We start from the raw sequence: 25,729 nt of genomic DNA on the forward strand, positions 1-25,729 counted from the left end.
CGGTGTGAAGAGCCGGGCAGAAACCGTTCGACAATCAATTCAAACGAAATCCCCGGTCGACTTTTTCAACAGCATCTCCGCAACTCGGTCACTCGCCCAATTTTGACGAACGTCGGCTCGGTACTAGAAGCTGCCATAAAGGATCGGCGCCCGCACATCGGTCCTGACAACAGAAAACTGAACTTTTTCCAATATCTGCCGTCGTTTAGAAGAAACCATGGTATCCTAGAAATGCTAGACATAGCACAATGCTTGAGTTCCAGATGAAGAGCCGTCGTCCGTCAAATCTTCCAAATGATTTCGAGAAAATGATGGGGTGATAAATGGGCGGAAGCGGCAGCGGGCGATACAAACGGTACAAAGCAAACACGACAGAAGATTTTCTTTCGATCGATGTGAGATGGCTAAAGCGCGAAGGGTTCCTGCAGCCTGGTGCGCATGACCATCTGCGGCACGCAAAGTCATCGCGACGGCCTGAAAAGATAGCCGCTTCGTAAATCCGGTGTTATGTTGGCAACATTGGATGCGTCCCGGCTTTATTTTCATCTTTCCTTTTTCTCTTAGAATTGCCGCGCATCCATCTGAATATCAAAGGAGATTTATTCAATGGCTGCGGTCAAATTCATCAACAAATCCAGGAAATCTGTGAAATTCATCGACAGCCGTGGGGCGCGAAAGAATTACAATCTGATCATCGAAAGCAAACCGGACTGTAATCCAAGGCAGTATGAACCTGCCAAGACCCTCAAGAACCGCAAGGCAACAAAAACGAACAGTTTCAAGGTGATCGGCGGCAATGCCAAGCTTGAGTACGACCTGATCTTCGAATACACTATCGACAAATACGAGTTCGGTCTCGATGGCACCGATGTGGGTGCCGCGTCCGGGCACCTTCGGTGCCGTGAAGTACAAAGGGCCAATGACCCACTTCATGGAATGCGAGATTACCTTCACCAAGATGTCCGTGATCGGCAAGGGCGGCAGTTCAAACCCGAGGCTGCATTTTCAGCTGAACCAGTGATATGGACCGATTGTTCCGATGCCGAAGACGGACGGGCGCGCGATCACCAACGGATATCTGGATATGGTCGCAGCGAACCTCGTGATCCAGAAGACCAAATGGTAGGCAGTTCAACCACTTGAGTGGCGGGGCCTGCCAGCCCCGCCTCTGACCAGGCTGCCCTAGCCGATCAGCACCTCGCCGAATTCCTCCCGCAAGTTCCGTTTCAGAACCTTGCCCGTCGCATTGCGCGGCAGCACGTCGATAAAGACCACACGGTCCGGGACCTGCCACTTGGCGATCTTGCCCTCGAAGATCGCCAGCACGTCTTCCTCCGTGGGGTCCTGACCTTCGGCCTTGACCGCCACCAGCACCGGGCGTTCGTCCCACTTCTCGTGCCGCGCACCGATCACGGCGGCATCGGCCAGTTGCGGATGCGCGATGGCGATGTTCTCAAGCTCGACCGAACTGATCCATTCGCCACCTGACTTGATGATGTCCTTCGACCTGTCGCGGATGGTGATGTAACCGTCCGGGTCCATGGTGGCCACGTCGCCCGTGTCGAACCAGCCATCGGTCAGGGTCTCGTCGCGGGTTTTTCGGAAATAACTGTCAAGTATCCAGTGCCCCCGCGTGACCAGCGCGCCTTGGGTCTTGCCGTCATGGGGCAACGGCTTGCCGTCATCGTCCATGATCTCCAGTTCCACGCCAAAGACAGGGCGGCCCTGGTTTTCGCGCAGGCGGTGCTGTTCCTCGATCGGCAGATCGCGGTGCTTGGCCAGCGGCTGGTTGACCGATCCGACGGGCGACATTTCCGTCATCCCCCAGGCGTGGATCGTGTCGACGCCGTATTCCTCGCGGAAGGTCTTGATCATCGAAGGCGGACAGGCGGAGCCGCCCACCACCGTGCGCTTGAGGCTTTCGAGTGTCGTGCCCGACTTGCGCGCCTCGCCCAGAAGGCCAAGCCAGATCGTCGGCACACCCAGCGCCAGCGTCACCTTGTAGGTGTCTATGAGTTTCACCAGAGACGGCCCGTCAAGTCCCGGCCCCGGCATCACCAGGCGCGCGCCGGTCATGGCACAGGCATAGGGCGTCCCCCAGGCATTGACGTGGAACATCGGCACCACGGGCAGCACGATGTCCGAGGCCGAGATACCGATGGAATCGGCGAGGTTGATCGCAAAGGAATGCAGCACGGTGGAGCGGTGGGAATAAAGAACGCCTTTCGGATTTCCGGTGGTTCCCGAGGTATAACAAAGGCTTGAAGCGGTAAATTCATCCAGCTCCGGCCATGTGTATTCCGGATCGCCCTTGGCGATCAGATCGTCGTAGGCCACGATCCCCGGCAGCTTCTCCGCCGCATCGCCCACGGACCCTTCCATCAGCACGATATGGTCAAGATGCTCCAGCTTGTCCCGGATTGCGGCCACCAGGGGAACGAAAGTTGCATCGATGAACAGAACCTTATCCTCGGCGTGGTTCAGGATGTAAACCAACTGCTCGGGGAAAAGGCGCGGGTTGATCGTGTGGCAGACAAAACCGCCCCCCGATGCCCCGAAGTAGATCTCGAGGTGTCGCCGGTTGTTCCATGCAATCGTCCCGCATCGTGCCTGTGGATCGAGCCCGAGGCCCGCCAGCGCCGAGGCCAGCCGACGGGCGTTTTGCCCCACCTGCCCCCAGGTCGTCTCCTCTACCCCCCCGCCGGTATTGACGGAGTATATCTCGGCCTGCGAATGATACCGTTCGGCGTGGGTGATCAGGCTTGAGATCAGCAGCGGTTGCGACATCATCTGGCCAAGCATCGGGGTCCTCCTCCCAAGGAATTTCGGGCCAATTTGGACAATGCCGACCGGTCTTGCAAGCGCCCTGTGAAGAACCTACCGTCACCGTCGACGTAAGGGGATGCGACGATGGCGCTGGTCTATAACACACCGCTCAGCCCGGCACAGCAGGCGGTCGAAGGGATCGATCCGGTGCAGCCGCTCGCCATGGCGGACAGGGTGCGCTATTCCGAGCTCGACATCCTCAAACACGTCAATAACACCGCCTACATGGAATGGTTCGAACGCCTGCGCATCCGCTATTGCAGCGACTGGGGAATGACCGATTACCAAGACACGGCGGACAACCCGCGCATCGTGATCCGGTCGGGCACGATCCACTTCCGGCAGGAGACGTTCATGAACGAGGACTACATCGTCACCTGCGCCTGCCGGGCGTTCCGGACAAGTTCCTACACGCTGGGCCAACAGATCTGGTCAGGCGGCACGCTGCGCGCCACCTTCGATTGCGTCATGGTTCATCTGGAGCACGACGGATCGGCGAGGCGCCCCCTGCCCGATGACCTGCGCGCCCGTTTCATCGCCGTCGATGGCGCTACCGAGGAAGGATAGAGAATGGCAATCACGATACGCCCCGTCAGGGCCGAGGATCGCAGCGCCTGGGACGGGCTCTACAAAGGTTACGCCGCCTTCTACAAGGTCGAACAGACCGAAGAGATGCGCGACCGCGTGTTCGGATGGCTGATGGACCCGGACCATGGGTGCAGCGGACTGGTCGCGGAGGACGAAAACGGCAAGTTGGTGGGCCTGACGCATTTCCGACCCTTTGCCAGCCCGCTGAGGGCGGTCACCAACTGTTTTCTTGACGACATCTTTGTCGATCCGGCCGCCCGCGGATCGGGTGCGGCGGATGCGCTGATTGCCGGTGTCGCGGACGTGGCGCGCAAGAAGGGCTGGCCCGTGGTGCGCTGGATTACGGCGGATGACAATTACCGGGGACGCGGGGTTTACGACAAGGTCGCGACTCGGACCATGTGGGTGACATATGACATGAAGGTCTAAAGGGCGCGCCCAGCGTTCTCGTTTGCGTGCTGTATCAGGAACCAAGCACGTAAGGTGGAGCCAGCCCCACCTTACCTCTCAACCATCCCGATGCCGGAGTAGATAATCGACGAGTGCCGCGGTGGAACTGTCCTTGCCCTCCGTCGATTGTGCGCCCGCGATCACCGGCTGCAGGGACGTTGCCAACTCCTTGCCCAGCTCCACGCCCCATTGATCGTAGGAGTTGATGCCAAGGATCACCCCTTCGACGAACACCCGGTGCTCGTATAGCGCGATGATCTGGCCCAGTGTGAAGGGATCGAGCCGCTCGTAGACCAGCGTTGTCGACGGCCGGTTGCCCGGAAATACCCGGTGGCGTGCCTGGCGTTCCAGTTCGTCACCAGACAGCCCCTTCCCCTCCATCATCCGGCGCGCCTGAGCCAGCGGCCTGCCGCGCATCAGTGCCTCGGACTGAGCAAGGCAATTGGCCATGAGCAGGTGATGGTGGTGCGCCAGTTCAGGCTCATGCCCGTTGGCCGCGACCATGAATTCGCAGGGGATCACCCGCGTGCCCTGATGAATGAGCTGGTAGAAAGCATGCTGCCCGTTCGTGCCAGCAGCCCCCCAGACCACCGGCCCGGTGTGATACGGCACTTCGGCCCCGTCCATGGACACGCGCTTGCCGTTCGATTCCATCTCGAGCTGCTGGAAATACGCGGGCAGTAGCGACAGGCGCTGGTCGTAGGGCAGCACCGCGCGGGTCGCGTAGTCACAGAACTGGTTATGCCAGATGCCCACGAGCGCCAGCATGATCGGCATGTTCTCGAGCGGCGCGGCAGCGCGAAAATGGGTGTCCATCGCCTGCGCGCCCCGCAGGAATACGTCGAAGGCATCGGGTCCGATGGCGATCATCAGCGACAGGCCGATCGGGCCCCACATGGAATAGCGCCCGCCGACCCAATCCTCGAACCCGAACACCTGATCGGCATCGATCCCGAAGGCCGCCGTCTTGTCCAGCGCGGTGCTGAGCGCTGCGAACTGCTTCTTGGTGTCGCCGCCGTGGTCCTGCATCCAGGCCCGCGCAGTGCGCGCGTTGGTCATCGTCTCGATGGTGGTGAAAGTCTTGGAGGCGACGATCACCAGCGTTGTTCTGGCGTCCAGCCCCCGCAGCGTATCGGCGATATGCGCGCCATCCACGTTCGATACGAAATGGCAGCGTGGCCCATCGTGGTAAGGCGCAAGCGCCGCCACCGCCATCGCCGGACCAAGGTCCGAGCCGCCGATACCGATGTTGACGACGTCGGTGATCACGCCTGCGCGGACCTTCTCGGCGAACTTGCGCATTCGCCGCAGGGTGACGCGGACGCCGGGCATGACGTCCTGACCGTCGACCACAACCGGCCCGCCATCAAGGTTGCGCAGCGCTGTGTGCAACACCGCCCGGCCCTCAGTCTCGTTGATCTTCTTGCCCCGGAACATCGCTTCGCGCTTTGCGGCAACGCCTGCCGCCTCGGCCAGGGCGATGAGATCCGCGCGGGTGTCGCGGTCAATGTTCGTCTTGGCATAGTCGAAACGCATGTGCTGCGTCTCGACACTGAAATCCTTCGCGCGGTTCGTGTCCTCAAAAAGCGCGAGGATGGGACGCTCACCAATGGCGGACTGGCGCGATCCGAAGGTTTCCCACAGGTCCATCACGCGGCCCAATGCACCGTGCCCGCCCCCATCACCGCGGCAATGGGCGCCTCCTCCGGCGGCAGGGACCGTGCTCGTTCGAAGGCCGCGCGCTTTTCATCCCCGTAGATCACCAGATGTGTCGACATCGCGCCCTTGAGCGCATGGGCTGGCAGCGTTACCCGTTCCATGTCCTGGTTTCTTGGCTTGATCGGGCAGAGAAGCGGCGCGTGCGATTTCATCGCCGCCTCCAGCCCTTCGGCACCCGGAAAGAGCGACGCGGTATGCATGTCCGACCCCATCCCCAGCATCAGCAGGGAAATGGGCATCTCTTCCTTCAGCGTCTCGGCCACTTCGGGACAGGCTTCGGCCGCGCTCTTGCCGGCACGGTAATAGGGAATGAACTTCGCCTCGGCGGCGTGGCCGGTCAGCAGGTGGCGTTTCACCAAGCGGGCGTTGGAGTGGGAATTTTCCTCATCGACCCAGCGTTCATCGGTCAGCATCACGTGCACCCGGTCCCAGTGCAGCTCCGTGTCGCTCATCATCTCGAAAATAGGCCCCGGCGTGGTGCCGCCCGGCACCGCGAAGGAGGCATGGTCGTGGTTCAGCAGGCATTTGCGCAACTCGCTTGCGAGCGTGTCCGCAACCCGCATCGCCAGCATTTCCCGGTCGGGGTATTCGACGATATTCATGGAGAAACCTCCCGCCATTTGCGGCCATCGCGCCGCATCAGTTCATGTGAATCCGTGGTGCCGTCAGTGCCGCTTGGATAGGGTTTCGGGACCTCGCCGCGGCTCTCCCAGCCCTCGATGATCGGATCGGTCCAGGCCCAGGCGGCCTCCACCTCGTCGCCGCGCATGAAGAGGGTCTGGTTGCCCCGGATCACGTCCATGATCAGCCGTTCGTATGCGTCCACATGTTCACTATCATCCCCCAGCGCCTCGGCAAAGGTCATGTCGAGCGGCACGTCGATGAGGCGCATCCCCCCCGGCCCCGGCTCCTTGATCGTCACGCCCAGCGTGATGCCTTCGTTCGGCTGCAAGCGGATCGACAGCACGTTGCGATGACGGCCTGCGTCTGCCCCGAAGATCGAATGGGGTGTTTCCTTGAAGACCACCGAAATCTCGGAACTGCGTGCCGACATCCGTTTGCCGGTCCGCATGTAAAAGGGCGTCCCCGCCCATCGCCAGTTGCTGATGTGGCACTTGAGCGCGATGAAGCTTTCGGTCTTCGAACGGGGATCGCCAACAGCTTCGCGGTAGCTGGGATGCTGTTTTTCCGCCCCCTGCTCGGCTTCATATTGCCCGCGCGTGATGTGGTGCGGCAACACGGGGTCGAGCGCGCGGATCACCTTCAGCTTTTCGTCCCGCACCGCGTCGGGCGCAAAGCGCGCGGGCGGCTCCATGGCGATGAGGCACAAAAGCTGCATCAGGTGGTTCTGTACCATGTCGCGCATCGCGCCGGCCTTGTCGTAATATTCCCCGCGCCCGCCAACGCCTACGGTTTCTGCCACGGTGATCTGGATGTGATCGACATACTGGCTGTTCCAGAGCGGCTCGAACAGCATGTTGCCGAAACGCACGGCCATGAGGTTCTGCACCGTTTCCTTGCCGAGGTAATGGTCGATCCGGTAGATCTGGTCTTCCGAGAAATGCGCCGCCAGCGTCGCGTTCAGATGTTTGGCCGTAGCGAGGTCCCGACCAAAGGGTTTTTCAACCACGATGCGCGTCTCGGGTCCCGCCATCCCCCAATGGTGAAGCCGCTCAGCCAGATCGCCGAAAAGGCTTGGTGAAACGGAGAAATAGAAGGCTTCGATGCGGTCCTTCTGCTTGCAGAACTCCTGCAATTCCGGCCAGCCGTCCTCACCCTGGGCGTCGATGGTCACATAGAAAACCGTGTCGAGGAAATCCTTGAGCTTCTGTGCCTTTCCGCCCAGGTTTCCCCCGAATTCCTCGATCGCCTCAGCGACGATCCCACGATAGCCATCGTGATCGAGATCGGTGCGCGCGGCCCCGATGATGCGCGCGGAAGGCGGCATCTGGCCCGCGCAGAACCGGTGAAACAGGCCCGGCAGGATCTTGCGGCGCGCGAGATCGCCGGTGCCGCCGAAGATCACGAGATCGAACGGATCGACCGGAATGACCCGTGATGTCACGCGCGGCATCGCTTCCTGAATTGTGGTCATGACTCCCTCATTTCAGTCTTTGGCCCTCGAAAATGTTAGCGCTACCATACCCATTTCCAAACACTTCACAAGACCGTGCATGTCGATGCACTGGGGCTTTTCACCGCTTTGCCGATAGCTTAGCACAAAGACAACATGCAACGCGGTGGTTGAACCATCAAGCACGAGGATCGCAGATGAAAGACCTTGAGGCGCGCCGGAACTCGGCCAATATCGGCAAGTTTCGCGACCCGCATGTCACCGCGACAGGTGAGGCGCGCGCGACGGTGGCCATGAGCCATCCGCAGACGCTCTGGTTCAACACGGGCACCCTGTGCAACATCGAATGCGTGAATTGCTACATCGCCTCCAGCCCGACGAACGACGCGTTGGTCTATATCACCGCGGAGGAGGTGCGCGACTACCTCGACCAGCTGGAGGACCGGAACTGGGGCGTACGTGAAATCGCCTTCACCGGGGGTGAGCCGTTCCTGAACCCCGAGATGATCCAGATGACCGAAGCGGCGCTCGCGCGGGGCTACGAGGTGCTTATCCTGACGAATGCCATGCGCCCGATGATGCGCAAGCGGGTGCAAACCGGGTTGAAGCGGCTGAACGAAGCCTATCCAGGTAAGCTAACGCTGCGGGTCTCCGTCGATCATTACCGCCCCGATCTGCACGACGCCGAACGGGGCGAAGGGTCGTTTCTCAAGACGCTCGAGGGGATGCGCTGGCTGCGCGACAACGGTTTCCGCATGGCCGTTGCAGGTCGTTCGGTGTTTGGCGACAGCGAGGCGGACAGCCGCGCGGGATATGCGGCATTCTTTTCCAAGAATAACTTCAAGATCGACGCGGAAAACCCTGCAATGACGGTTCTTTTCCCGGAAATGGATGAAAGCGTCGAAGTGCCCGAGATCACCACCGCCTGCTGGGGTATCCTGAACAAGTCACCCTCGGACGTCATGTGCGCTTCCTCGCGCATGGTGGTCAAACGCAAGGGCGCGGAGCGGCCGGCCGTGCTGGCCTGCACGCTCCTGCCCTACTCGGACGAGTTCGAGCTTGGCGCAACGCTTGAAGAAGCGGAGACGGACGTGGCGCTCAACCACCCCCACTGCGCCAAGTTCTGCGTTCTGGGTGGTGCCAGCTGTTCCGCCTAGTTCACGCGATGCGGATGACATGCCCTTCCTGGGGATTGGCCTGCCCCGATGCCAGCGCCGCGTAGACCTCAAGGGCGCTCTCCAGCCCCTGATGCACCTTCACGTCGAGCCAGCCAGAGGCTTCTGACGCCACGCGCATGAAGGCCTCGCCGATACGCCTGTCGATCTCGCCCGGCCCCCAGTCTTCCCGCCGTTTGGCGATCTGGGCGGGGGCGAAGAAAAACTGCGGTTTCACACCTTCCAGCTCGACCGCCGGGTTGAACCTGTCCCAATGGCTGATGCCCACGGCCGCGGAATGTTTCATCTGGTCCTTCAGATGCGCATGCAGTGCCGCCTTTACCTCTGCGTTGCCCGCCATGTCGACGTATACGGAGGGCACTTTGGCGATCCGGTCGATCTCGTCGTAGGTCAGCACGCTGTCGCAGGCGCCCAGCCTTTCCACAAAGGCCTTGTTTCTCGATGACGTCAGCCCAACGATCCTGAATCCGCGTCCGGCATTCTCGGCCAGGTACTTGCAAAGCCCCAGACCCGTTTTCGAAGAAGCGCTGCCGACGATGACCTGTTCGGCACCGAAGATACCGTTGTCTTCCAGCCAGTCGGCCAGCAGATAGGAGGTCGCCAGAAGCGGCTGTAGAAGCGCACGCAGGTGATCCTGTTCCGGCGTGGTGTCCCCCACGGGGATGTAGCTGTTGTAGACCGCTGGCAAGTCCTTGCGGTGCGCGGCCACGTCCGTCACGTTCCCGCGCGAGGACACTTCGGGCGTGATGATCAGGCTTTCGGCCATCGGATAAAACCCGTAAAGCCGCGTGCCCTCGGTCAGATCGTCGGCGCGGCTTTCGACCAATTTCGCGACGCCCCAGACGGGCACAAGGCCCTGCCCCTCCACCCCCGTCGGGAAGAATTTCCAGTATCCGATAGCAAACCCCGAGGCGGCGTAGGTGACGTTGTTTGCCGTGAGCGCGAAACTTTCCAGCGCCAGGCGCGCCTCACCGGGCTCAAGCGCCCTGTCGGCAACCTCATCGGGCGTGGTTTTCGTGATCTTCTGCTGGTCGACCAGTATCCTGTGCATCCGCAACCCTCCAATTTGCGCAAACCTAGCGCGCATCGGCCGTGGAAGCGTAGCGAAATTCTCGCGACGTCGCGTCGCCTAGTGCAGAATGAACTCGCCCACCTGGTTGCGCCATTCCCCCGGGCCAATCATCTTGCGATGGGTGAAGCGCACCGAATGCAGCGGCCCCTCGATCTTTTCCTGCCAGAACTCCACGAACTTGAAGAGCTTGGGATGATCCGGCGCAAGGTCGTAATCCTGCCAGATGTAGCTGTTCAGGACATGCGTGTAATCGGGCATGCGGTAAAATATTTCAGCCGTCGTCAGCCCGTATCCCTTGAGCATCAGCTCGGTCTCGGATGGGGTCATTTAGACCTCCTTTCTTGTTGTCGCCCTTTCAGCGTGCCACAAAAGGTCTACAAATCAATTAGTTTCCATTTAAATCAGGATGTTGTGATGGGGCCATGCCGGAAATTGATGCAGGCCGGCCACAGCCATTGCACCTGATCTGTCCCCGATGCTATAACCCACCCCAACATATAGAGCGCGCAACAAGCCCGGGCAGAATACGTGAACGACACGCCAGAAACACCTGAAGACGAAGAAGAAAGCCGTCCCGAGCGTCCCGCATACGATGGCCCAACGGTGTCGATCGAAGAAGAGATGCGCACGTCTTACCTGGACTACGCCATGTCGGTCATTGTCTCGCGTGCCATTCCGGACCTGCGCGACGGCCTGAAACCGGTGCACCGGCGCATCCTTTACGCCATGCACGAGACCGGGAACACGCACGAAAAGCCCTATCGCAAGTCCGCGCGCCCCGTCGGCGACGTCATGGGCCAGTACCACCCGCACGGCGACAGCGCGATCTATGACGCGCTCGTGCGCATGGCGCAGGATTTCTCGATGTCGCTGCCGCTTCTGGACGGTCAGGGCAACTTCGGCTCGATGGACGGCGATAACCCGGCTGCCATGCGCTACACCGAAGTGCGGATGGACAAGCCCGCGGCCTACCTTCTGGCGGACATCGACAAGGAAACCGTCGACTTCCAGGACAACTATGATGGCAAGCAGAAAGAACCGACGGTCCTGCCCGCGCGCTTTCCGAACATGCTGGTCAACGGTGCCGGTGGCATCGCGGTCGGCATGGCCACGAACATCCCGCCGCATAATCTGGGCGAAGTGATCGACGCCTGTCTTGCCCTGATCGAAGACCCAGACCTCACGTCCGAGCAACTGATCGAATACGTCCCCGGACCCGACTTCCCCACCGGCGGCATCATGCTGGGCCGGTCCGGCGCACGCAAAGCCTACCTTGAGGGGCGCGGCAGCGTCATCATCCGCGCCAAGACCCGTGTCGAGGAAATCCGCAAGGACCGCTGGGCCATTATCATCGACGAAGTGCCCTATCAGGTGAACAAGGCCACGATGATCGAACGCATTGCCGAACAGGTGCGCGAGAAGAAGATCGAGGGCATCGCGCATGTCCAGGACGAATCCGACCGTAACGGCGTACGCGTCGTCATCGAGCTGAAGCGCGACGCCACCGCCGAGGTGGTGATGAACCAACTTTACCGCTTCACCCCCATGCAGACCTCCTTCGGGTGCAACATGCTGGCGCTGAACGGTGGCCGCCCCGAAACCCTGACCCTGCGCCGCTTCCTGACCGCCTTCCTCGATTTCCGCGAAGATGTCGTCGCCCGCCGCACGGCGCACCTGCTGCGCAAGGCGCGCGACCGCAGCCACATCCTTTGCGGCCTCGCAGTCGCCGTCACCAACATCGACGAGGTCGTGCAGACCATCCGCTCCTCCGCCGACGCGGGCGAGGCGCGCGAGCGGCTGATGACCCGCCGCTGGCCCGCGCGGGACATCCTGCCCTACATCGCCCTGATCGACGATCCGACCCACACCGCGAACGAGGACGGCACCTATAACCTCTCCGAGGCACAGGCCCGCGCCATCCTCGACCTGCGCCTCCAGCGCCTGACGCAGATTGGCGTCAAGGAAGTCACTGACGAGCTGGAAGAACTGGCAGGCAAGATCAAGGAATACCTTGAAATTCTCGGCTCGCGCGAGCGGATCATGGGCATCATCTCGGAAGAGTTGGCAGAGGTGAAGGACCTCTTCGCCGTGCCGCGCCGGACCGAGATCGTCGACTGGTCGGGCGACATGGAAGACGAGGACCTGATCGCGCGCGAGGACATGGTGGTTACCGTCACCTCCGGCGGTTACATCAAGCGCACGCCGCTCGCCGATTTCCGCAGCCAGCGGCGCGGCGGCAAGGGTCTTTCCGGTGGGCAGCTCAAGGAAGACGATGTAGTCACAACGCTCTTCGTGGCAAACACGCACACGCAGCTTCTGTTCTTCACCACGGACGGCATGGTCTACAAGCTCAAGACATGGCGCCTGCCTGCGGGTGGCCGAACGTCCAAGGGCAAGGCCATCGTCAATATTCTCCCGATCCCCACGGGCGTCTCCGTTGCCGCGATCATGCCGGTCGACCGCGACGAGGAAGAATGGGACGACCTGCAGGTCGTTTTCGCCACCTCTGCAGGCACCGTCCGGCGCAACAAACTGTCGGACTTCACCAACGTCATGCGCAACGGCAAAATCGCGATGAAGTTCGAGGACGATCACGCCGAGACAACCCTGATCAACGCGCGCATTGCATCCAATGAGGATGACGTGATGCTCACGACGAACTCGGGCCGCGCGATCCGCTTCCCCGCGACGGACGTCCGCATCTTCAACAGCCGCTCATCGGTCGGTGTCCGGGGCATCAAGCTGGGCAAGAACGACCGCGTCGTGTCGATGTCGATCATCCGCCACTTCGAAGCCTCACCCGACGAACGCGCCGCCTACCTCAAGATGCGCCGCGCCATGGCCGGTATCGCCGACGATGTAGAGGATACGGGCGACGAGGACGAGGGCAACGCCAACATGCCGCTCAGCCAGGAACGCTATGCCGAGATGTCGGCGGCCGAGAACCTGATCCTGACCATCACCGCCAAGGGTTCGGGCAAGCTCAGCTCGAGCCACGACTACCCCGTGCGCGGCCGCGGCGGCATGGGCGTCATGGCCATGGACAAGGCCATGCGCGGCGGCGAGATCGTGGCCACTTTCCCGGTAGAAATGGACGACCAGATCATGCTCGCCACCTCCAAGGGCCAGTCGATCCGGGTGCCGGTCGAAGGTATTTCCTTCCGCTCCCGCAGTGCAGGCGGCGTGAAGGTCTTCGATACCGGTAAGGGCGAAGAAGTGGTCAGTGTCGCCTGGATTGCCGATCAGGGCGAGGAAGAGGAAGACGGGGCCGAGGAGACCTGACACCCCGGGAATTCCGGCAAGGGCGCGCGGGCCAGCGCGCCCTTCTTTCATGTCAGATCCTGCTACTGCGTCCCGGTCGTGCTCTCGGCATCGTGGAGCGCGGTGCCAGCAAGAATAACTGTCAGAAGGCCAAGCCCTGTCAGCGCAGATCCGCTCAAACCTCCGAAACCTGCTGCACCATCGTCTTCGGCACGGATAAGTGCCGGGACAGCATCCCGCTGATCATCTCGCTCTTTTTCTGGCAGAGATAATCGATGTTGTCCTAAGTCACTGGCGGATCATACCCAGCTTGGGAATGCCGTGGCAGCAGCCATTGAAAGTGCCGCGACAGAATCGTCGTGGTCCTTTTCTTCACTCTCTCATGTCTGGATACACTCGACGAAAACGCGCCTTTACCGGCGAGGGCACGTGCAGGAGGGAGCGAAGGGAATCACAGGGCCGCAACGTACGGCTGAAGAAGCAACGCCCAAACTTCGGTCAATCCGCGCGCGACATCCCGTATTCTGCGCGCATTCCCACGGGTTCGAAGCCCTTCGACACCATAGAAAGTGGTTCTTCGCCTGCATGAGAAGAAACTCTCTAGGACACAAAGAGGCCTCCGGTAAATCCGGAGGCCTCCAAAGACGAGAACGAATGCGGCTTAGTTGGTGCCGTTCGTGGAGCTGTTGTTATTGTTGGCGATGGCGGCAGCGGCTGCGACACCCCCGATGAGGGCGAGGGTTGTCGTCGTGCCCAGTCCACCGAAACCGAGAATCGCGGCGCCATCGTCGTCATCCTGGGGCGCATCGCCTGCCGCACCCTGTCCGACTCCGCCTGCAACGATGCAGTTGCGGGTCTTCTTGCCGTTCACGATGGTTGCAGTTGCTTCACAGTTGTAAAGAACGCCGTCCTTCTCCAGCGGATAGGGGTAGTTCGTGTCGGCGAAAGTCGCCGTTGCGGCCAGGGTCAGCGCCGCCGCTGTGGCCAGGATCTTCTTCATCGGTAATCTCCTCGGCCGAAAACAATTTCTGCGTTTATGACACGTGAGACCACGCCCGCAAAGGGATATCGATAAAAACGAACATAAAGCCTTGGAAAAACCGCATTTGACACCAGTTTTCGATGATATTTCGTGTCGAAGCGGCAACATGACGGTTGGGCTCAAGACACGACGGCCTTCCCAGACCGACCGCGGGCAGACTCCCACACTTCGCAAACCGGTCAGGGATTCGGGTTTCAGCATCGAAGCCGAACCGCGTTCTAAGCCTACGCGGTGCTACGAAATGCATAGAGACGAAAAGGCTTCCATCCACTGCCGCGCAGCTCTGGACATTCTCGCAAAACAGCCAGGACCATCTGTCTGCGCCCGTTTGGTCTCCCACGTCACAAGCCTCTGCCCGGATAGCGCGATGGGCGCGCCAGAGCATCTGCCCAGCTAGCCTGACTTTCCCTTCTCAGGCATCACTTTGTTCGGACAAAAATCCCCGTCATAGCCCGTAGAGCTCGGTGAATTTGCCCTTCAAGTACATCAACAACGGCCTTTCGCTCGCAGGCTGGCCGCTCGCCTTGTGGATTACGTCCTTCGGCTCGAACAGCCCGCCGTGCTGCTGGACCTCGCGTTTCAGCCAGCCTGTCGCCGCTTCGGTGTTGCCCGATGACAGATGCGTATCGAGGTCCGGAACGTCCCGGCGCAATGCCTCGTGCAGGCAGCCCGCATAGACGTTGCCAAGGCTGTAGGTCGGAAAATAGCCGATCAGCCCCACGGCCCAATGGACGTCCTGCAACACCCCGTTCGAAGCCTTGTCCACGGCAAAGCCGAAATCTGCCTCGAACCGGTCGTTCCATGCGGCCTCCAGGTCCGACACCTGCAAGTCATGGGAAACCAGCGCGCGCTCCAGATCAAAGCGCATCAGGACGTGGAGGTTGTATTGCAACTCGTCCGCCTCGGTACGGATGTAGCCGTCCGAGACGCGGTTTACGATTCGGTAGAAGGTCTCGGCATCTGGTACACCGAAATCGCCAAAGGCCTCCCTCATCTGGCCAAAAAGCCAGCCGGTAAAGGCCCGGCTGCGCCCGATCTGGTTCTCGTAGATACGGCTCTGGCTTTCGTGCACGCCCATGGACACGCCCCGGCCCACTGGCGTGAGCAGATGCGCGCGGTCGATCCCCTGTTCATAGGCGGCGTGGCCGACCTCGTGGATCGTCGAGTAGAAGCAGTTGAACGGGTCCTGCGGATTGGTCCGGGTAGTGATCCGCACGTCCAGCCCCGACCCCGAGGAGAAGGGATGCACCGCCTTGTCGACCCTCCCGTGGGTCATGTCATAGCCGAAGGTCCGGGCCAGCTGGCGCGTCAGCTTCATCTGCGCGTTCTCGTCGAAGGAACCGGTCAGCCTGGGCGGGGCTTCGGCCTCGCGAACGGCGGCCCGCAGATCGCTCAGTGCCGGACGGAGGGCTCCGAACATCGCTTCCAGCTCGGCCCCGGTCATGCCGGGCTCGTAATCGTCGAGCATCGCATCGTAGACATCGCCGCCCGCGGCCAGCGCCTGCCCTTCCTCACGCTTGAGCGCGATCACCTCTCCCAGCGTCGGCGCGAAGGCGTCAAAATCGTCCTTGGCGCGCGCCTCGGCCCAGATGCCCTGCGCCTCGGAGGTAACCCGCGCGATCCGGGCGGCAAGTGCTGCAGGCACTTTGCTGGTCCGCTCAAAGCTGCGCCGGATGTGGCGCAGGTTGGCGCGGCCCACGTCGTCCAGCGTCGTTTGGTCAATCGTCTCCAGCCACTCCGCGATGCGGGGATCGGTCCGGCGGGCGTGCAGCACCCCCTCCAGCGCCGCCATTTCCTCGCCCCGCTGCGGGGCGGCCCCGCGCGGCATGACGGTCTCCTGATCCCATCCAAGCCGCCCCATCACCTGGGACAGCGCCTGGGTCTCGCGCTGGTGCGCCATCAATGCATCATAGGGGGTCATCTCAGGCACCTCTCAGGGATGTCACAATCGGGTAGCCGCTCAGGAACCGCGCCCGCAGGATCAACACCCAAAGCACCACCGCCAGCGCCTGGTGGACCAGGGCGATATGGACGGGGGCCGCATAGAGCACGGTAAAGATGCCCCAGGCGATCTGCAGGGTCAGCACGGCCATCACGAGGTTGAACGCATAACGCGTGCGCGCATGCGCCGACTTGCGCCCCCGCAGCCAGACCACAACGCCGAACACGAACAGCAGATAGCCGCTCATCCGGTGCATGAACTGCACCAGTCCGGGGTTTTCGAAGAAGTTGCGCCAAGCGGGCTCGAGGTTGAAGGCTTCGGGCGGAAAGAACTGCCCCTGCATCAGCGGCCAGTCGACAAAGTAACGGCCTGCGTCGATGCCCGCGACCAGCGCGCCCAGCAGGATTTGTAGAAAGGTGAAATGCAAAAGCCCCGTCGCCAGGCCGAACTGCCTGCCCTCCCGCGCCCGGCGCGCCTGCATCAGGTCCCGCTCCGGACGTCCCAGCGCCAGCACGTACCATGTGATGAACCCCAGGATCACGAAGGCGAGCCCGAGATGCGTCGCAAGCCGGTAACTCGCCACGTCAAGCATCCCCTCGCCGGTTGTCACGCCCGATGCGACCATCCACCAACCGATGGCCCCCTGTAGGCCGCCCAGTCCGCCCAGCAGCAGAAGCCGCCCGGTCCAGCCTGCGGGAATCTGGCGGCGCAGCAGGAACCACAGGAAACCGACAGCCCAGACAAGGCCGATCACCCGGCCCAGTTGCCGATGCCCCCATTCCCACCAGTAGATCACCTTGAAATCCGCCAGCGTCATCCAGCTATTCTGCAACTGGAATTCGTCGATGGATTTGTACTTGTCGAACTCCGAGGCCCAGTCCGCGTCGCTGAGCGGCGGGATCGCCCCGGTAATGGGGCGCCATTCAGTGATCGACAGACCACTGTCGGTCAACCGCGTCATCCCACCCACGGCGATCATCACGAAGACCAGCGCAAACAGGATCATCAGCCAGACACGTATCGCCCCCCGGACGGTACTCCGCCCCCGGTCGATTACACCGGTCTGGGCCACGGGCCGTGCCGCCTCCGCAGTGCCCACTTCCTCGAAAAGCTTGCGTTTCTCAGCCATCTTCCGCCTCTCGTTCGCTTGCGCCAGACAGGTAAGCCACCAACTCCCAAAGGTCTAGGGCTCCCGCCATCCTCCGAAAATATGTCGCAAGCCACCCGTCTTTCTGGCCCCATAAAGTCCCGGAGCGCGAGGCAGCGCCTCGCACAGATTTTTCCTGAGGAAAAATCAATAAACCGAACGCGGGCTTGCCCGCTCAATCTGCCAGGGCCTGCCAGCCAGCGCTCAGAACCGATCCTTCCAGCGCACCATCTGCCGCATCATCCCGTGCAGCATCTGCACGTCCGCCCGTGTGAGCGGCATCCGCGACCACATGTTGCGCAGGTTCACCTTCATTGACGCGACCTTGTGCTCGGGAAAGAAGAAACCCGCTTCCTCCATCCGCTCCTCGTAATGGGCGGCGAGATGCTCGACCTCCTCGCCCGAGGCCCAGTCGGTGCCCGCCATCTCCTCGTCGCGCGCAATGACTTCGGTGGTCTGCCGCCGCCATTCGTAACCTATCAGCAAGACGCACTGCGCAAGGTTCAGCGATGGAAATGCCGGATTGACCGGCACGGTCACGATGGCATTTGCCCGCGCTATATCCTCGTTCTCCAGCCCCGCGCGCTCTGGCCCGAAGAGCACCGCAACCCGCTGCCCCGAGGCAATCCGCGTCGCGGCCTCGGCCATGGCGGCCTCGGGGCTGTAGACCGGTTTGGTCAGGTCGCGGTCCCGCGCCGTGGTGGCAAAGACGAAATCGGCATCCTTCAGCGCCTCGGGCAGGTCGGCACAAAGCCGCGCCTCGTCCAGAAGCCGCCCTGCCCCCGCCGCAAGAGCCACCGCCGCCGGGTTCGGCCAGCCGTCGCGGGGTGCGACGATCCGCATGTGATCGAGCCCGAAATTCCACATGGCGCGGGCGGCCGCGCCGATGTTTTCACCCATCTGGGGACGTACGAGCACCATCGCGGGGATGGCGGGATTTTCGACCGGGTCCGACATGGCCCGCCTCTTACGCGCGCGCCCCGCCCCCCGCAAGCGTGTGGCGTGCTGCGGGGAGTTTTCTTTTGCCGAACCTTGGGCTAGTCAGGCGCGAAGTGCATCAAGGACGCCGCCATGGATACCCCCGATCAGCCGCAGATCTACCTCATCACACCGCCCGAGATAGAGCTGAGCAGTTTCTCGCGGGACCTCGCCACGGTGCTCGACGCACACGAAATCGCCTGCGTCCGCCTGGCCCTGGCCACCCGTGAAGAGGACCGGCTGTCGCGCGCAGGCGACGCGCTGCGCGAGATCACTCACTCCCGAGACGTGGCCCTCGTGATCGCCGATCACCTCATTCTAGCGGAGCGGCTTGGTCTTGATGGCGTCCATCTCAGCGATGCGGCACGTTCAGTGCGCAACGCCCGCAAGGCCCTCGGCGACGACGCCATCGTCGGCAGCTTCTGCGGCCATTCCAGACACGACGGCATGACCGCCGGAGAGGCCGGTGCGGATTACGTCAGCTTCGGCCCGGTAAGGCCAAGTACGCTGGGTGACGGCTCCTATGCCGAATCTGATCTCTTCCAGTGGTGGTCCGAGATGATCGAAGTGCCGGTGGTCGCCGAAGGCGACCTCGACGCGGCCACGGTCCGCACCCTCGCCCCTTTCACCGACTTTTTCGGCATCGGCGAGGAGATATGGGCGGCGGACGACCCCAAGGCCGCCCTGGCCGCGCTCATCCGGGAAATGGGTTAGAGAAAAACCCGCTCCACCACCCACCATGCGCCGATCACGGCGATCAGCAGCGACCCGGTGACCGACACCGCGCGGAACATCACCGGATAGTCCCGCACCGCCCCCTCGCTGCCTTCCAGCCGTGCCACCTGCGCCGCCTTCGTTGCAAACCAGATCAGCACCGCCGCCATGGCGATCACGGCCAACTGACCCACCTCGACACCGACGTTGAACCCGATCAGCGCCGGGATGAACTGTCCCTCCGGCAGCCCGAATTCGCCGAGGACCGAGGCAAAGCCAAGACCGTGCAACAGCCCGAAGCCGAAGACCACGAGCGGTCGCCAGCGGCTCAGGCCCGAGACGAAGATGTTCTCCACGCCCACGTAGACGATGGAGGCGGCGATCAACGGCTCCACGATGCTGCCGGGGATGTTCACCAACCCCAGCGCCCCCAGTGCCAGTGTCACCGTATGCGCCAGCGTAAAGGCCGACACCTGCCACAGAAGCGGGCCAAGGTGGGTAGAGAGAAAGAACAGCCCCAATACGAAGAGGATGTGGTCAAGCCCCTGCGGCAGGATGTGGTCGAAACCCACGGGTATGTAGCTGGCGAATGCCTCCCAGCCGCTCTGTGCACCGCCGCCGCCAAGGGCGACCTCCGGGCTGGTATCGCCTCCATTCAGGTAGCCAGTGAACGGGGCCTCCACCCCCTGCTGGCGCAGCACCATGGCGCCTGCGCCCGAAGGCCAGATGACCGTCGCCGATTGCGCGCCCTCCGGCACCGCGCCGCGCAGTCTCCATTCCGAAACGCGCGCGAGCTCTTCGTCTATGCCTTCCGGCACCGTCACCTCAACGCTCTCCAGGACAACCGGGCTGCCATCGACCGACAGAAGAGGCAGCGCATTCCAGCCCTCCAGCAGGCGCGGGGCGCGTCCGGCGATTTCGTCGCCCGGCAAGGCGCGCAGGCTGTCGTAATCCCCGGCGTTCTCGGCGTCGTTGGTGTCCTGCACCGCGTCGAGGTCGATACCCGCAAGGAACGCCTCGAGATTGATACGCAAGATCAACTCCGCCTGACCATCAGCGACGCTGAGATCGCCGATGGTCGGCTGCACCTCATGGGCGCGCGCGCCGCTTGCCAAGCTTAGGATCACCGTTGACAATAGTGCCAGAAGCGCCAGCTTGAGCCGTGAGTGAGTGAGAGAAATGCGCATGATCCTGCCCCGTCTGTTCCTGTTTGCCCTTCTGGTCCTGCCAGTTTCGGCCGCTGCCCATGAATTCTGGATCGAACCAGAGCGTTATCAAGTGGATGCGGGCGAAAGGCTACAGGCAAAGTTCAAGAACGGGCAACTTTTCAGGGGGTCGACGTTGTCGTTCTTCGACCGGAGTTCGGCACGTTTCGACATGATCACGCAGGACGGCGTGAGCCCCATCACCCCGCGTGCCGGCGATTCCCCGGCGCTCGATATTCCCGCGCCAGAAAAGGACGGGCTGACGGTTGTCGTGCATGAAACAACGCCCGCGTTTGTCACCTACCGCGAATGGGAGAAGTTCCTTGCCTTCGCCGAGCACAAGGATTTCGCCAGCGCCGAGGCCGATCACATCGCGGCCGGCTGGCCGCAGGAGATGTTCCGCGAACGTTATACCCGTCACGCCAAGGCGCTGTTTGCCGTGGGCGATGGCATGGGAACCGACCGGGCGGCAGGGCTTAAGACGGAATTCGTCGCTCTGACAAATCCTTATGACAGAGACTTCGACAATGTCATGCGGGTCTCGGTGCTGCTGGATGGCACACCCCGTCCCGACGCGCAGGTCGAGGTTTTCGACCGCGCCCCGGATGACACCGTGACCGTGACCCTGTACCGCACCGATGCCAGCGGCGAGGCACAAATCCCGGTCACGCCCGGTCACGAATATCTCTTCGATGCGGTCGTCCTGCAGAAATCGCCCGACACGGGCGACAAACCCGACCTGCCGATCCTGTGGGAGACCTTTTGGGCCGCGCTGACCTTCGAGGTGCCGCAATAGGCCGCTTGCCATCGCGCCCCGCAGCGGTCTAGATCGCGCCCATGACCACGCCCCCCGACATCCTCTGCATCGGCTCCGTCCTTTGGGACATGATCGGCCGGTCCGAGGCCAAGATGCACCAGGGCGCCGACATGCCTGGCCGGATCACGCAGTTGCCCGGGGGCGTGGCCCTAAACATCGCCATGGCGCTCGCCCGCTTCGGCCTGACCCCCGGATTGCTCAGCGCCGTAGGGCGGGACGTCGAAGGCGACGCGCTCATCCATGCCTGCGAGATGCGCGGGCTGATCACCGATTACATCTATCGCTCCGACGATCTGCCCACCGACAAGTACATGGCCGTCGAAGGGGCGAACGGGCTGATCGCGGCGATTGCGGATGCCCATTCTCTTGAAGCGGCAGGCGACAAGATTCTGCGTCCCTTCAGCGACGGTAGCCTGCCCGTACCTTACAAGGGCGCCGTTGCGCTTGACGGGAACCTCACCCTCGATCTCTTGGGCGAGATGGCGCAAAGCCCGCTGCTGGAAGCCGCCGACCTGCGCGTCGCCCCCGCCTCTCCCGGCAAGGCGCTGCGGCTTACTCCCTTCATCCTCGCGCGGCGTGGCACCCTCTACGTGAACCTCGAAGAGGCGGGGCTGCTCTGCCAGACCGCCTTTGCCACCTCGGCCGAGGCGGCTCAGGGCCTGCTGGACCGGGGCGCGGTCCGCGCCGTGGTCACCCACGGCGGCGCGCCCGCGACCGTTGGCAGCGCCGAGGGGTTGATCACCCAGACCCCGCCCGAAGTACACGTGGCCCGGATCACCGGCGCGGGCGATACCTTCATGGCCGCGCATATCTCGGCCGAGCTGAAAGGCCGCGATGCCGATACGGCGCTGCACGACGCGCTCGAGGCCGCCGCCCTCTATGTCTCCGGAGAGACCCGCATATGACCAAGTTCCCGCTCAAATTCAGTGCCGAAGTGGCCGAGGCGCGCGCTTCCGGCACACCTGTCGTCGCCCTTGAAAGCACGATCATCACCCACGGCATGCCCTACCCCCAGAATATCGAGGTGGCCCGCCAGGTCGAGGCAGACGTGCGCGAGGCAGGCGCTTGCCCTGCCACGATCGCAGTGATCGACGGGAAATTGATGATCGGGCTCAAGGACGCGCAGCTTGAGGCACTGGGCGAGGCGAAAGGCGTGGCAAAGCTCAGCCGCGCGGATATGGCAGTCTGCATCGCCACGGGCCGCACCGGAGCCACAACGGTTGCCGCGACGATGATCGCCGCCCATCTTGCAGGGATCGCCGTCTTTGCCACCGGCGGCATCGGCGGCGTGCACCGGGGGGCCGAGAACACGTTCGACATCTCCGCCGACCTAATGGAACTGGCGCAGACCCCCGTGACCGTGGTTGCGGCCGGCGCAAAGGCGATCCTGGATGTAGCCAAAACGCTGGAAGTGCTTGAAACACAGGGCGTGCCGGTGATTGCCGTTGGCCAGGACAAGTTCCCCGCCTTCTGGTCCGCGAGTTCGCCACACAAGGCGCCGCTGCGGCTTGACGATCCTGCCGATATTGCGCTTGCCCACCTGACCCGGGCCCGAATGGGGCTGCCCGGCGGCCAGCTTGTCGCCAACCCGATCCCCACGGCGGATGAAATTCCTGCCGCCGAGCTCGCCCCGATCATTGCACAGGCACAGCGCGACGCCGATGCGCACGCAATCAAGGGCAAGGCCGTCACGCCCTACCTGCTGCAACGCATATTCGAGCTGACCGAAGGCCGGTCGTTGACCGCAAACATCGCGCTGGTGCGCAACAATGCCCGCCTCGCCGCCCGTATTGCGGCGGCACTCGGAACAACCACTGCCTAAAACATCGTCATCCCGGCGAATTTTTGGGGCGCAGAGCGCAGAACCATTGTTGTTCCGACGCAAACCACTTAATTATTCACGGTCTATGCACGGATACGACTTTCCATGAACACGCCCTTCGACGTCGAGCCTCCCCATCACAAGCATACGCTTCTGGGATCGCTGCGCGCGTCATTCCTGACGGGACTCGTCGTGATCGCCCCGGTCGGGCTCACGATATGGCTGATCTGGTCGGTTGTGGGCTGGATCGACGGCTTCGTGCTGCCTCTGGTACCCAAGGCCTATCATCCCGACCGGATGATCCAGGATTTCTTTGGCCTGGACCCCTCGTTGCAGATCAACGTGCGCGGCCTCGGCGTGGTGATCTTCCTGATTTTCACGATCCTCGTGGGATGGGTCGCCAAGGGCTTCATCGGGCGCTCGCTCATCCGCATGGCAGAAAGCCTTGTCGAACGCACGCCGGTGGTGCGCACCATCTATTCCGGCATCAAGCAGATATCCGAGACGATCTTTGCGCAGTCCGAACGCAGCTTCGAGAAGGCCTGCCTGATCGAATACCCCCGCCGGGGCATCTGGGCGCTTGGCTTCATCTCGACAGACGCCAAGGGCGAGATCACCGCGAAATCGGGCGAACCGGGTGAGGAGATGGTATCGGTCTTTCTGCCCACGACACCGAACCCCACATCGGGCTTTCTACTGTTCTTCCCGAAGTCCGATGTCATCGAACTTGATATGTCGGTCGAGGATGCGGCCAAGCTGGTGATCTCAGCGGGCCTCGTCTATCCGCCCGAACGTCCCAAGGCGGCGAAAAGTGATGTATTGCCCCTGCCGGACACGATGAGCAAAAGCGAAAAAGAACGTCGCAAGGGCTAACGCCCGCGCAATCAGCCGAACATCTCCCGAAGATCAACGCTGCTTTCCGTGCCGATCTTGTCCTTGTGCTGCTCCAGAAACGCTTCCGCCGCCCGCTCGCCGGCCTCGCGAAGCGCCGCAATGATCGCCGGGTTAGGCACCAGCTTGGTGGCCACCGAAAGTTGCTCCATCAGCACGTCATCGGCGATCATGTGCACGCGCACGCGGCTCATGGTGCCCTCCTCGATCGTGCCGCGATCCAGCAGACGCTGCACGAATTCGATAGCGCGAAGTTCCCGCAACAGGCTCGAGTTGAAGCTGATCTCGTTTATGCGGTTCTGGATTTGCTTGGGCGTCACCGGCAGGTCGTCACGCTCCAGCGGGTTGATGTTGATGATCACCACGTCGTCGGGCAGATTTTGGTTGAAGAGCGGGAACAGGGCCGGGTTGCCCGTATAGCCCCCGTCCCAGAAGGCCTCCTTCTGCCCCGTCTCGCTGTCATAGAGCTCAACCGCCTGGAAAAGCGTCGGAAGACAGGCCGAGGCCATGATCGACTCCGCTGAAATCTCGTCGCCCGAGAAGACCCTGATCTTGCCGTTCCTGACACGGGTGGCGCAGATGTAGAGAAGAGGCGCCACCCTGTTGCAGACGCGCTCGTAGTCGAACTTGCTGACGATATCCGTCAGCGGATTGCGGTAGAATGGCCCAAAAGCGTAGGGAGACGTGACGTTCGAGACGACGTCGGAAACGACTACCGGCCAGGAGTATTCAATCGCACGGCTGAGAGCGCCCACGCCGAGCGGCGCCAACCAGTCGGCCATGCGCAGGTCCGTGACACCCGCCACCTGTTCCCAGAGCCAGGCAAGGTTCTCACGCGCACCTTCGGCGCCACCCGTGACCCATCCGGCCTTCAACGCCGCACCATTCAGCGCGCCCGCAGAGGTGCCAGAGATCCCGCAAACCTCGATGTCGGGATCGCGCAGCAGGCGGTCAAGCGCGCCCCAGGTAAAAGCCCCGTGGGCGCCGCCCCCCTGAAGGGCAAGGTTGATCCGCTTCTTCGCCATCGCCCCGGCCTAGAGCGCCGTCCAGCCGCCGTCGACGCTGATCGTCGTTCCGGTGATCTGCGCCGCCGCCGGGGAGCAGAGGAAGGTCGTCGTGCCGCCGATCTGTTCTACCGTCGCAAATTCCTTGCTTGGCTGCCGGTCGAGGATCACCTTCTGCGTCACCTCTTCCTCCGACATATCGTATTTCTTCGCCGTATCGGGGATCTGCGCTTCCACCAGCGGCGTCAGCACGTAACCCGGACAGATCGCATTACAGGTGATATCCTCCTGCGCGGTCTCCAGCGCGGTGGTCTTGGTCAGCCCCACGATGCCGTGCTTGGCGGCGATATAGGCCGCCTTAAAGGGCGATGCCGTCAGCCCATGGGCCGAGGCGATGTTGACCACGCGGCCCCAGCCCGCCTCGCGCATTATCGGCAGCGCGGCCGCTGTGGTGTGGAAAGCCGAGGTAAGGTTGATTGCAATGATTGCATCCCATTTATCGACCGGGAATTCCGGGATCGGGGCCACATGCTGAATGCCCGCATTGTTGACGAGGATATCGCAGCGCCCAGCCTCCTCGATAAGACGGCGGCATTGATCGCCCTTTGACATATCCGCCTGGATGTAGCGTGCATTCACCCCCGTCTCGTCCGCGATTTCCTTGGCCAGCGCGTGGTCTTCCTCGTTATCGGTGAAGGAGTTCAGAACCACATCCGCGCCCGCCCGCGCCAGCTCCCACGCGATCCCGAGGCCGATGCCGGAATTCGAGCCGGTGATGACCGCCGTCTTGCCTGAAAGGTCGATCGTGAACGCCATGTCTGTCTCCTTGCGATAATTCTGCAGCCGCATCATGCCGCGCTGCTGTGCAGAAGGAAACGCACATCTTCGGGATTGGTTGCAAGCGCTGCCGCCCAGACAAAAAAAACGCCAGCGCGAGGCTGGCGTTAAGTTATTGAGGCAGGTTTCATACAGGCAAGAAACCTATCGAGCAGTGACCCCTTT

At 62.2% G+C, this 25,729-nt stretch carries 23 protein-coding genes; 10 read left to right on the forward strand and 13 right to left on the reverse strand.

What is annotated here, in order from left to right; translation table 11 throughout:
* Positions 1-606 precede the first annotated feature (606 nt).
* Positions 607-1,143 carry a hypothetical protein gene (locus AB2B41_RS19710; protein ID WP_367879542.1) on the forward strand — a complete coding sequence of 179 codons (537 nt, stop codon included), beginning with the start codon at positions 607-609 and terminating at the stop codon, positions 1,141-1,143.
* Positions 1,144-1,182: 39 nt separating this feature from the next.
* On the opposite strand, the gene AB2B41_RS19715 is transcribed toward AB2B41_RS19710, so the two are convergent.
* Positions 1,183-2,802: a long-chain fatty acid--CoA ligase gene (locus AB2B41_RS19715; protein ID WP_367879543.1), complete on the reverse strand. Its 1,620-nt coding sequence runs from the start codon at positions 2,800-2,802 to the stop codon at positions 1,183-1,185.
* A 108-nt stretch (positions 2,803-2,910) separates the two neighbouring features.
* Here AB2B41_RS19715 and AB2B41_RS19720 point away from each other — a divergent pair, with 108 nt between their 5' ends.
* Positions 2,911-3,393 carry an acyl-CoA thioesterase gene (locus AB2B41_RS19720; protein WP_367879544.1) on the forward strand — a complete coding sequence of 161 codons (483 nt, stop codon included), beginning with the start codon at positions 2,911-2,913 and terminating at the stop codon, positions 3,391-3,393.
* A 3-nt stretch (positions 3,394-3,396) separates the two neighbouring features.
* The gene (locus tag AB2B41_RS19725) at positions 3,397-3,843 is read left to right on the forward strand and encodes a GNAT family N-acetyltransferase (RefSeq protein ID WP_367879545.1); all 447 of its coding nucleotides are present in this window, start codon (positions 3,397-3,399) and stop codon (positions 3,841-3,843) included.
* A 78-nt stretch (positions 3,844-3,921) separates the two neighbouring features.
* Here AB2B41_RS19725 and pgi read toward each other — a convergent pair whose 3' ends face one another.
* Genes pgi through zwf form a run of 3 tightly spaced genes read right to left on the reverse strand, consistent with a single transcriptional unit; the run spans position 3,922 to position 7,648 of the window.
* Positions 3,922-5,514 (reverse strand): glucose-6-phosphate isomerase, encoded by a 1,593-nt coding sequence (gene pgi, locus AB2B41_RS19730; RefSeq protein WP_367879546.1) that lies wholly within the window; start codon positions 5,512-5,514, stop codon positions 3,922-3,924.
* A complete protein-coding gene (gene pgl, locus AB2B41_RS19735) occupies positions 5,514-6,185 on the reverse strand; it encodes a 6-phosphogluconolactonase (protein WP_367879547.1) in 672 nt (223 codons plus the stop codon). The genes pgi and pgl overlap by 1 nt, the downstream gene beginning before the upstream one ends.
* Positions 6,182-7,648: a glucose-6-phosphate dehydrogenase gene (zwf, locus tag AB2B41_RS19740; protein ID WP_367879574.1), complete on the reverse strand. Its 1,467-nt coding sequence runs from the start codon at positions 7,646-7,648 to the stop codon at positions 6,182-6,184. The genes pgl and zwf overlap by 4 nt, the downstream gene beginning before the upstream one ends.
* A gap of 206 nt (positions 7,649-7,854) precedes the next feature.
* On the opposite strand from zwf, the gene AB2B41_RS19745 reads away from it, so the two are divergent.
* A complete protein-coding gene (locus AB2B41_RS19745; RefSeq protein ID WP_367879548.1) occupies positions 7,855-8,814 on the forward strand; it encodes a radical SAM protein in 960 nt (319 codons plus the stop codon).
* Between the two features lies 1 nt (position 8,815).
* On the opposite strand, the gene AB2B41_RS19750 is transcribed toward AB2B41_RS19745, so the two are convergent.
* Both AB2B41_RS19750 and AB2B41_RS19755 read right to left on the reverse strand, forming a co-directional pair.
* Positions 8,816-9,883, reverse strand: a complete 1,068-nt coding sequence (locus AB2B41_RS19750; protein WP_367879549.1) for a DUF2855 family protein — start codon at positions 9,881-9,883, stop codon at positions 8,816-8,818.
* 78 nt (positions 9,884-9,961) lie between these two features.
* The gene (locus tag AB2B41_RS19755) at positions 9,962-10,231 is read right to left on the reverse strand and encodes an usg protein (RefSeq protein WP_367879550.1); all 270 of its coding nucleotides are present in this window, start codon (positions 10,229-10,231) and stop codon (positions 9,962-9,964) included.
* Positions 10,232-10,432: 201 nt separating this feature from the next.
* On the opposite strand from AB2B41_RS19755, the gene gyrA reads away from it, so the two are divergent.
* A complete protein-coding gene (gene gyrA / locus AB2B41_RS19760) occupies positions 10,433-13,186 on the forward strand; it encodes a DNA gyrase subunit A (protein ID WP_367879551.1) in 2,754 nt (917 codons plus the stop codon).
* Positions 13,187-13,826: 640 nt separating this feature from the next.
* Here gyrA and AB2B41_RS19765 read toward each other — a convergent pair.
* The 4 genes from AB2B41_RS19765 to AB2B41_RS19780 all read right to left on the reverse strand — a co-directional run bounded on the left by AB2B41_RS19765 (position 13,827) and on the right by AB2B41_RS19780 (position 18,253).
* On the reverse strand, positions 13,827-14,165 hold the full coding sequence (locus tag AB2B41_RS19765; protein ID WP_367879552.1) for a hypothetical protein: 339 nt from the start codon (positions 14,163-14,165) through the stop codon (positions 13,827-13,829).
* A 487-nt stretch (positions 14,166-14,652) separates the two neighbouring features.
* Positions 14,653-16,128, reverse strand: coding sequence for a carboxypeptidase M32 (locus AB2B41_RS19770; protein ID WP_367879553.1), 1,476 nt, complete (start codon positions 16,126-16,128; stop codon positions 14,653-14,655).
* 1 nt (position 16,129) lies between these two features.
* Positions 16,130-17,278, reverse strand: a complete 1,149-nt coding sequence (ctaA, locus tag AB2B41_RS19775) for a heme A synthase (RefSeq protein WP_367879554.1) — start codon at positions 17,276-17,278, stop codon at positions 16,130-16,132.
* A gap of 222 nt (positions 17,279-17,500) precedes the next feature.
* Complete coding sequence (locus tag AB2B41_RS19780) at positions 17,501-18,253, reverse strand: RNA methyltransferase (protein ID WP_367879555.1); 753 nt, start codon at positions 18,251-18,253, stop codon at positions 17,501-17,503.
* 114 nt (positions 18,254-18,367) lie between these two features.
* Between AB2B41_RS19780 and AB2B41_RS19785 the strand changes: the two genes are divergently transcribed.
* Positions 18,368-18,988: a thiamine phosphate synthase gene (locus tag AB2B41_RS19785; protein WP_367879556.1), complete on the forward strand. Its 621-nt coding sequence runs from the start codon at positions 18,368-18,370 to the stop codon at positions 18,986-18,988.
* Here the strand turns inward: AB2B41_RS19785 and AB2B41_RS19790 are convergent.
* Positions 18,985-20,175, reverse strand: a complete 1,191-nt coding sequence (locus AB2B41_RS19790) for a HupE/UreJ family protein (RefSeq protein WP_367879557.1) — start codon at positions 20,173-20,175, stop codon at positions 18,985-18,987. The genes AB2B41_RS19785 and AB2B41_RS19790 overlap by 4 nt on opposite strands.
* Between AB2B41_RS19790 and AB2B41_RS19795 the strand changes: the two genes are divergently transcribed.
* From AB2B41_RS19795 to AB2B41_RS19810, 4 genes are all read left to right on the forward strand, one after another.
* Entirely contained in the window at positions 20,174-20,989 is an 816-nt protein-coding gene (locus AB2B41_RS19795; RefSeq protein WP_367879558.1) for a DUF4198 domain-containing protein, read from the forward strand. The two genes, AB2B41_RS19790 and AB2B41_RS19795, sit on opposite strands and share 2 nt — an antisense overlap.
* A gap of 41 nt (positions 20,990-21,030) precedes the next feature.
* On the forward strand, positions 21,031-21,915 hold the full coding sequence (locus AB2B41_RS19800) for a PfkB family carbohydrate kinase (protein ID WP_367879559.1): 885 nt from the start codon (positions 21,031-21,033) through the stop codon (positions 21,913-21,915).
* Entirely contained in the window at positions 21,912-22,832 is a 921-nt protein-coding gene (locus AB2B41_RS19805) for a pseudouridine-5'-phosphate glycosidase (protein ID WP_367879560.1), read from the forward strand. The genes AB2B41_RS19800 and AB2B41_RS19805 overlap by 4 nt, the downstream gene beginning before the upstream one ends.
* A gap of 105 nt (positions 22,833-22,937) precedes the next feature.
* A complete protein-coding gene (locus AB2B41_RS19810) occupies positions 22,938-23,705 on the forward strand; it encodes a DUF502 domain-containing protein (protein ID WP_367879561.1) in 768 nt (255 codons plus the stop codon).
* 11 nt (positions 23,706-23,716) lie between these two features.
* On the opposite strand, the gene AB2B41_RS19815 is transcribed toward AB2B41_RS19810, so the two are convergent.
* Together AB2B41_RS19815 and AB2B41_RS19820 are read right to left on the reverse strand one after the other, a co-directional pair.
* Complete coding sequence (locus tag AB2B41_RS19815) at positions 23,717-24,748, reverse strand: patatin-like phospholipase family protein (protein WP_367879562.1); 1,032 nt, start codon at positions 24,746-24,748, stop codon at positions 23,717-23,719.
* A gap of 9 nt (positions 24,749-24,757) precedes the next feature.
* On the reverse strand, positions 24,758-25,531 hold the full coding sequence (locus tag AB2B41_RS19820; RefSeq protein WP_367879575.1) for a 3-hydroxybutyrate dehydrogenase: 774 nt from the start codon (positions 25,529-25,531) through the stop codon (positions 24,758-24,760).
* Positions 25,532-25,729 lie beyond the last annotated feature (198 nt).

This window comes from Sulfitobacter sediminis (assembly GCF_040811725.1).
In the GTDB taxonomy this organism is placed as follows: Bacteria; Pseudomonadota; Alphaproteobacteria; order Rhodobacterales; family Rhodobacteraceae; genus Sulfitobacter; species Sulfitobacter sediminis.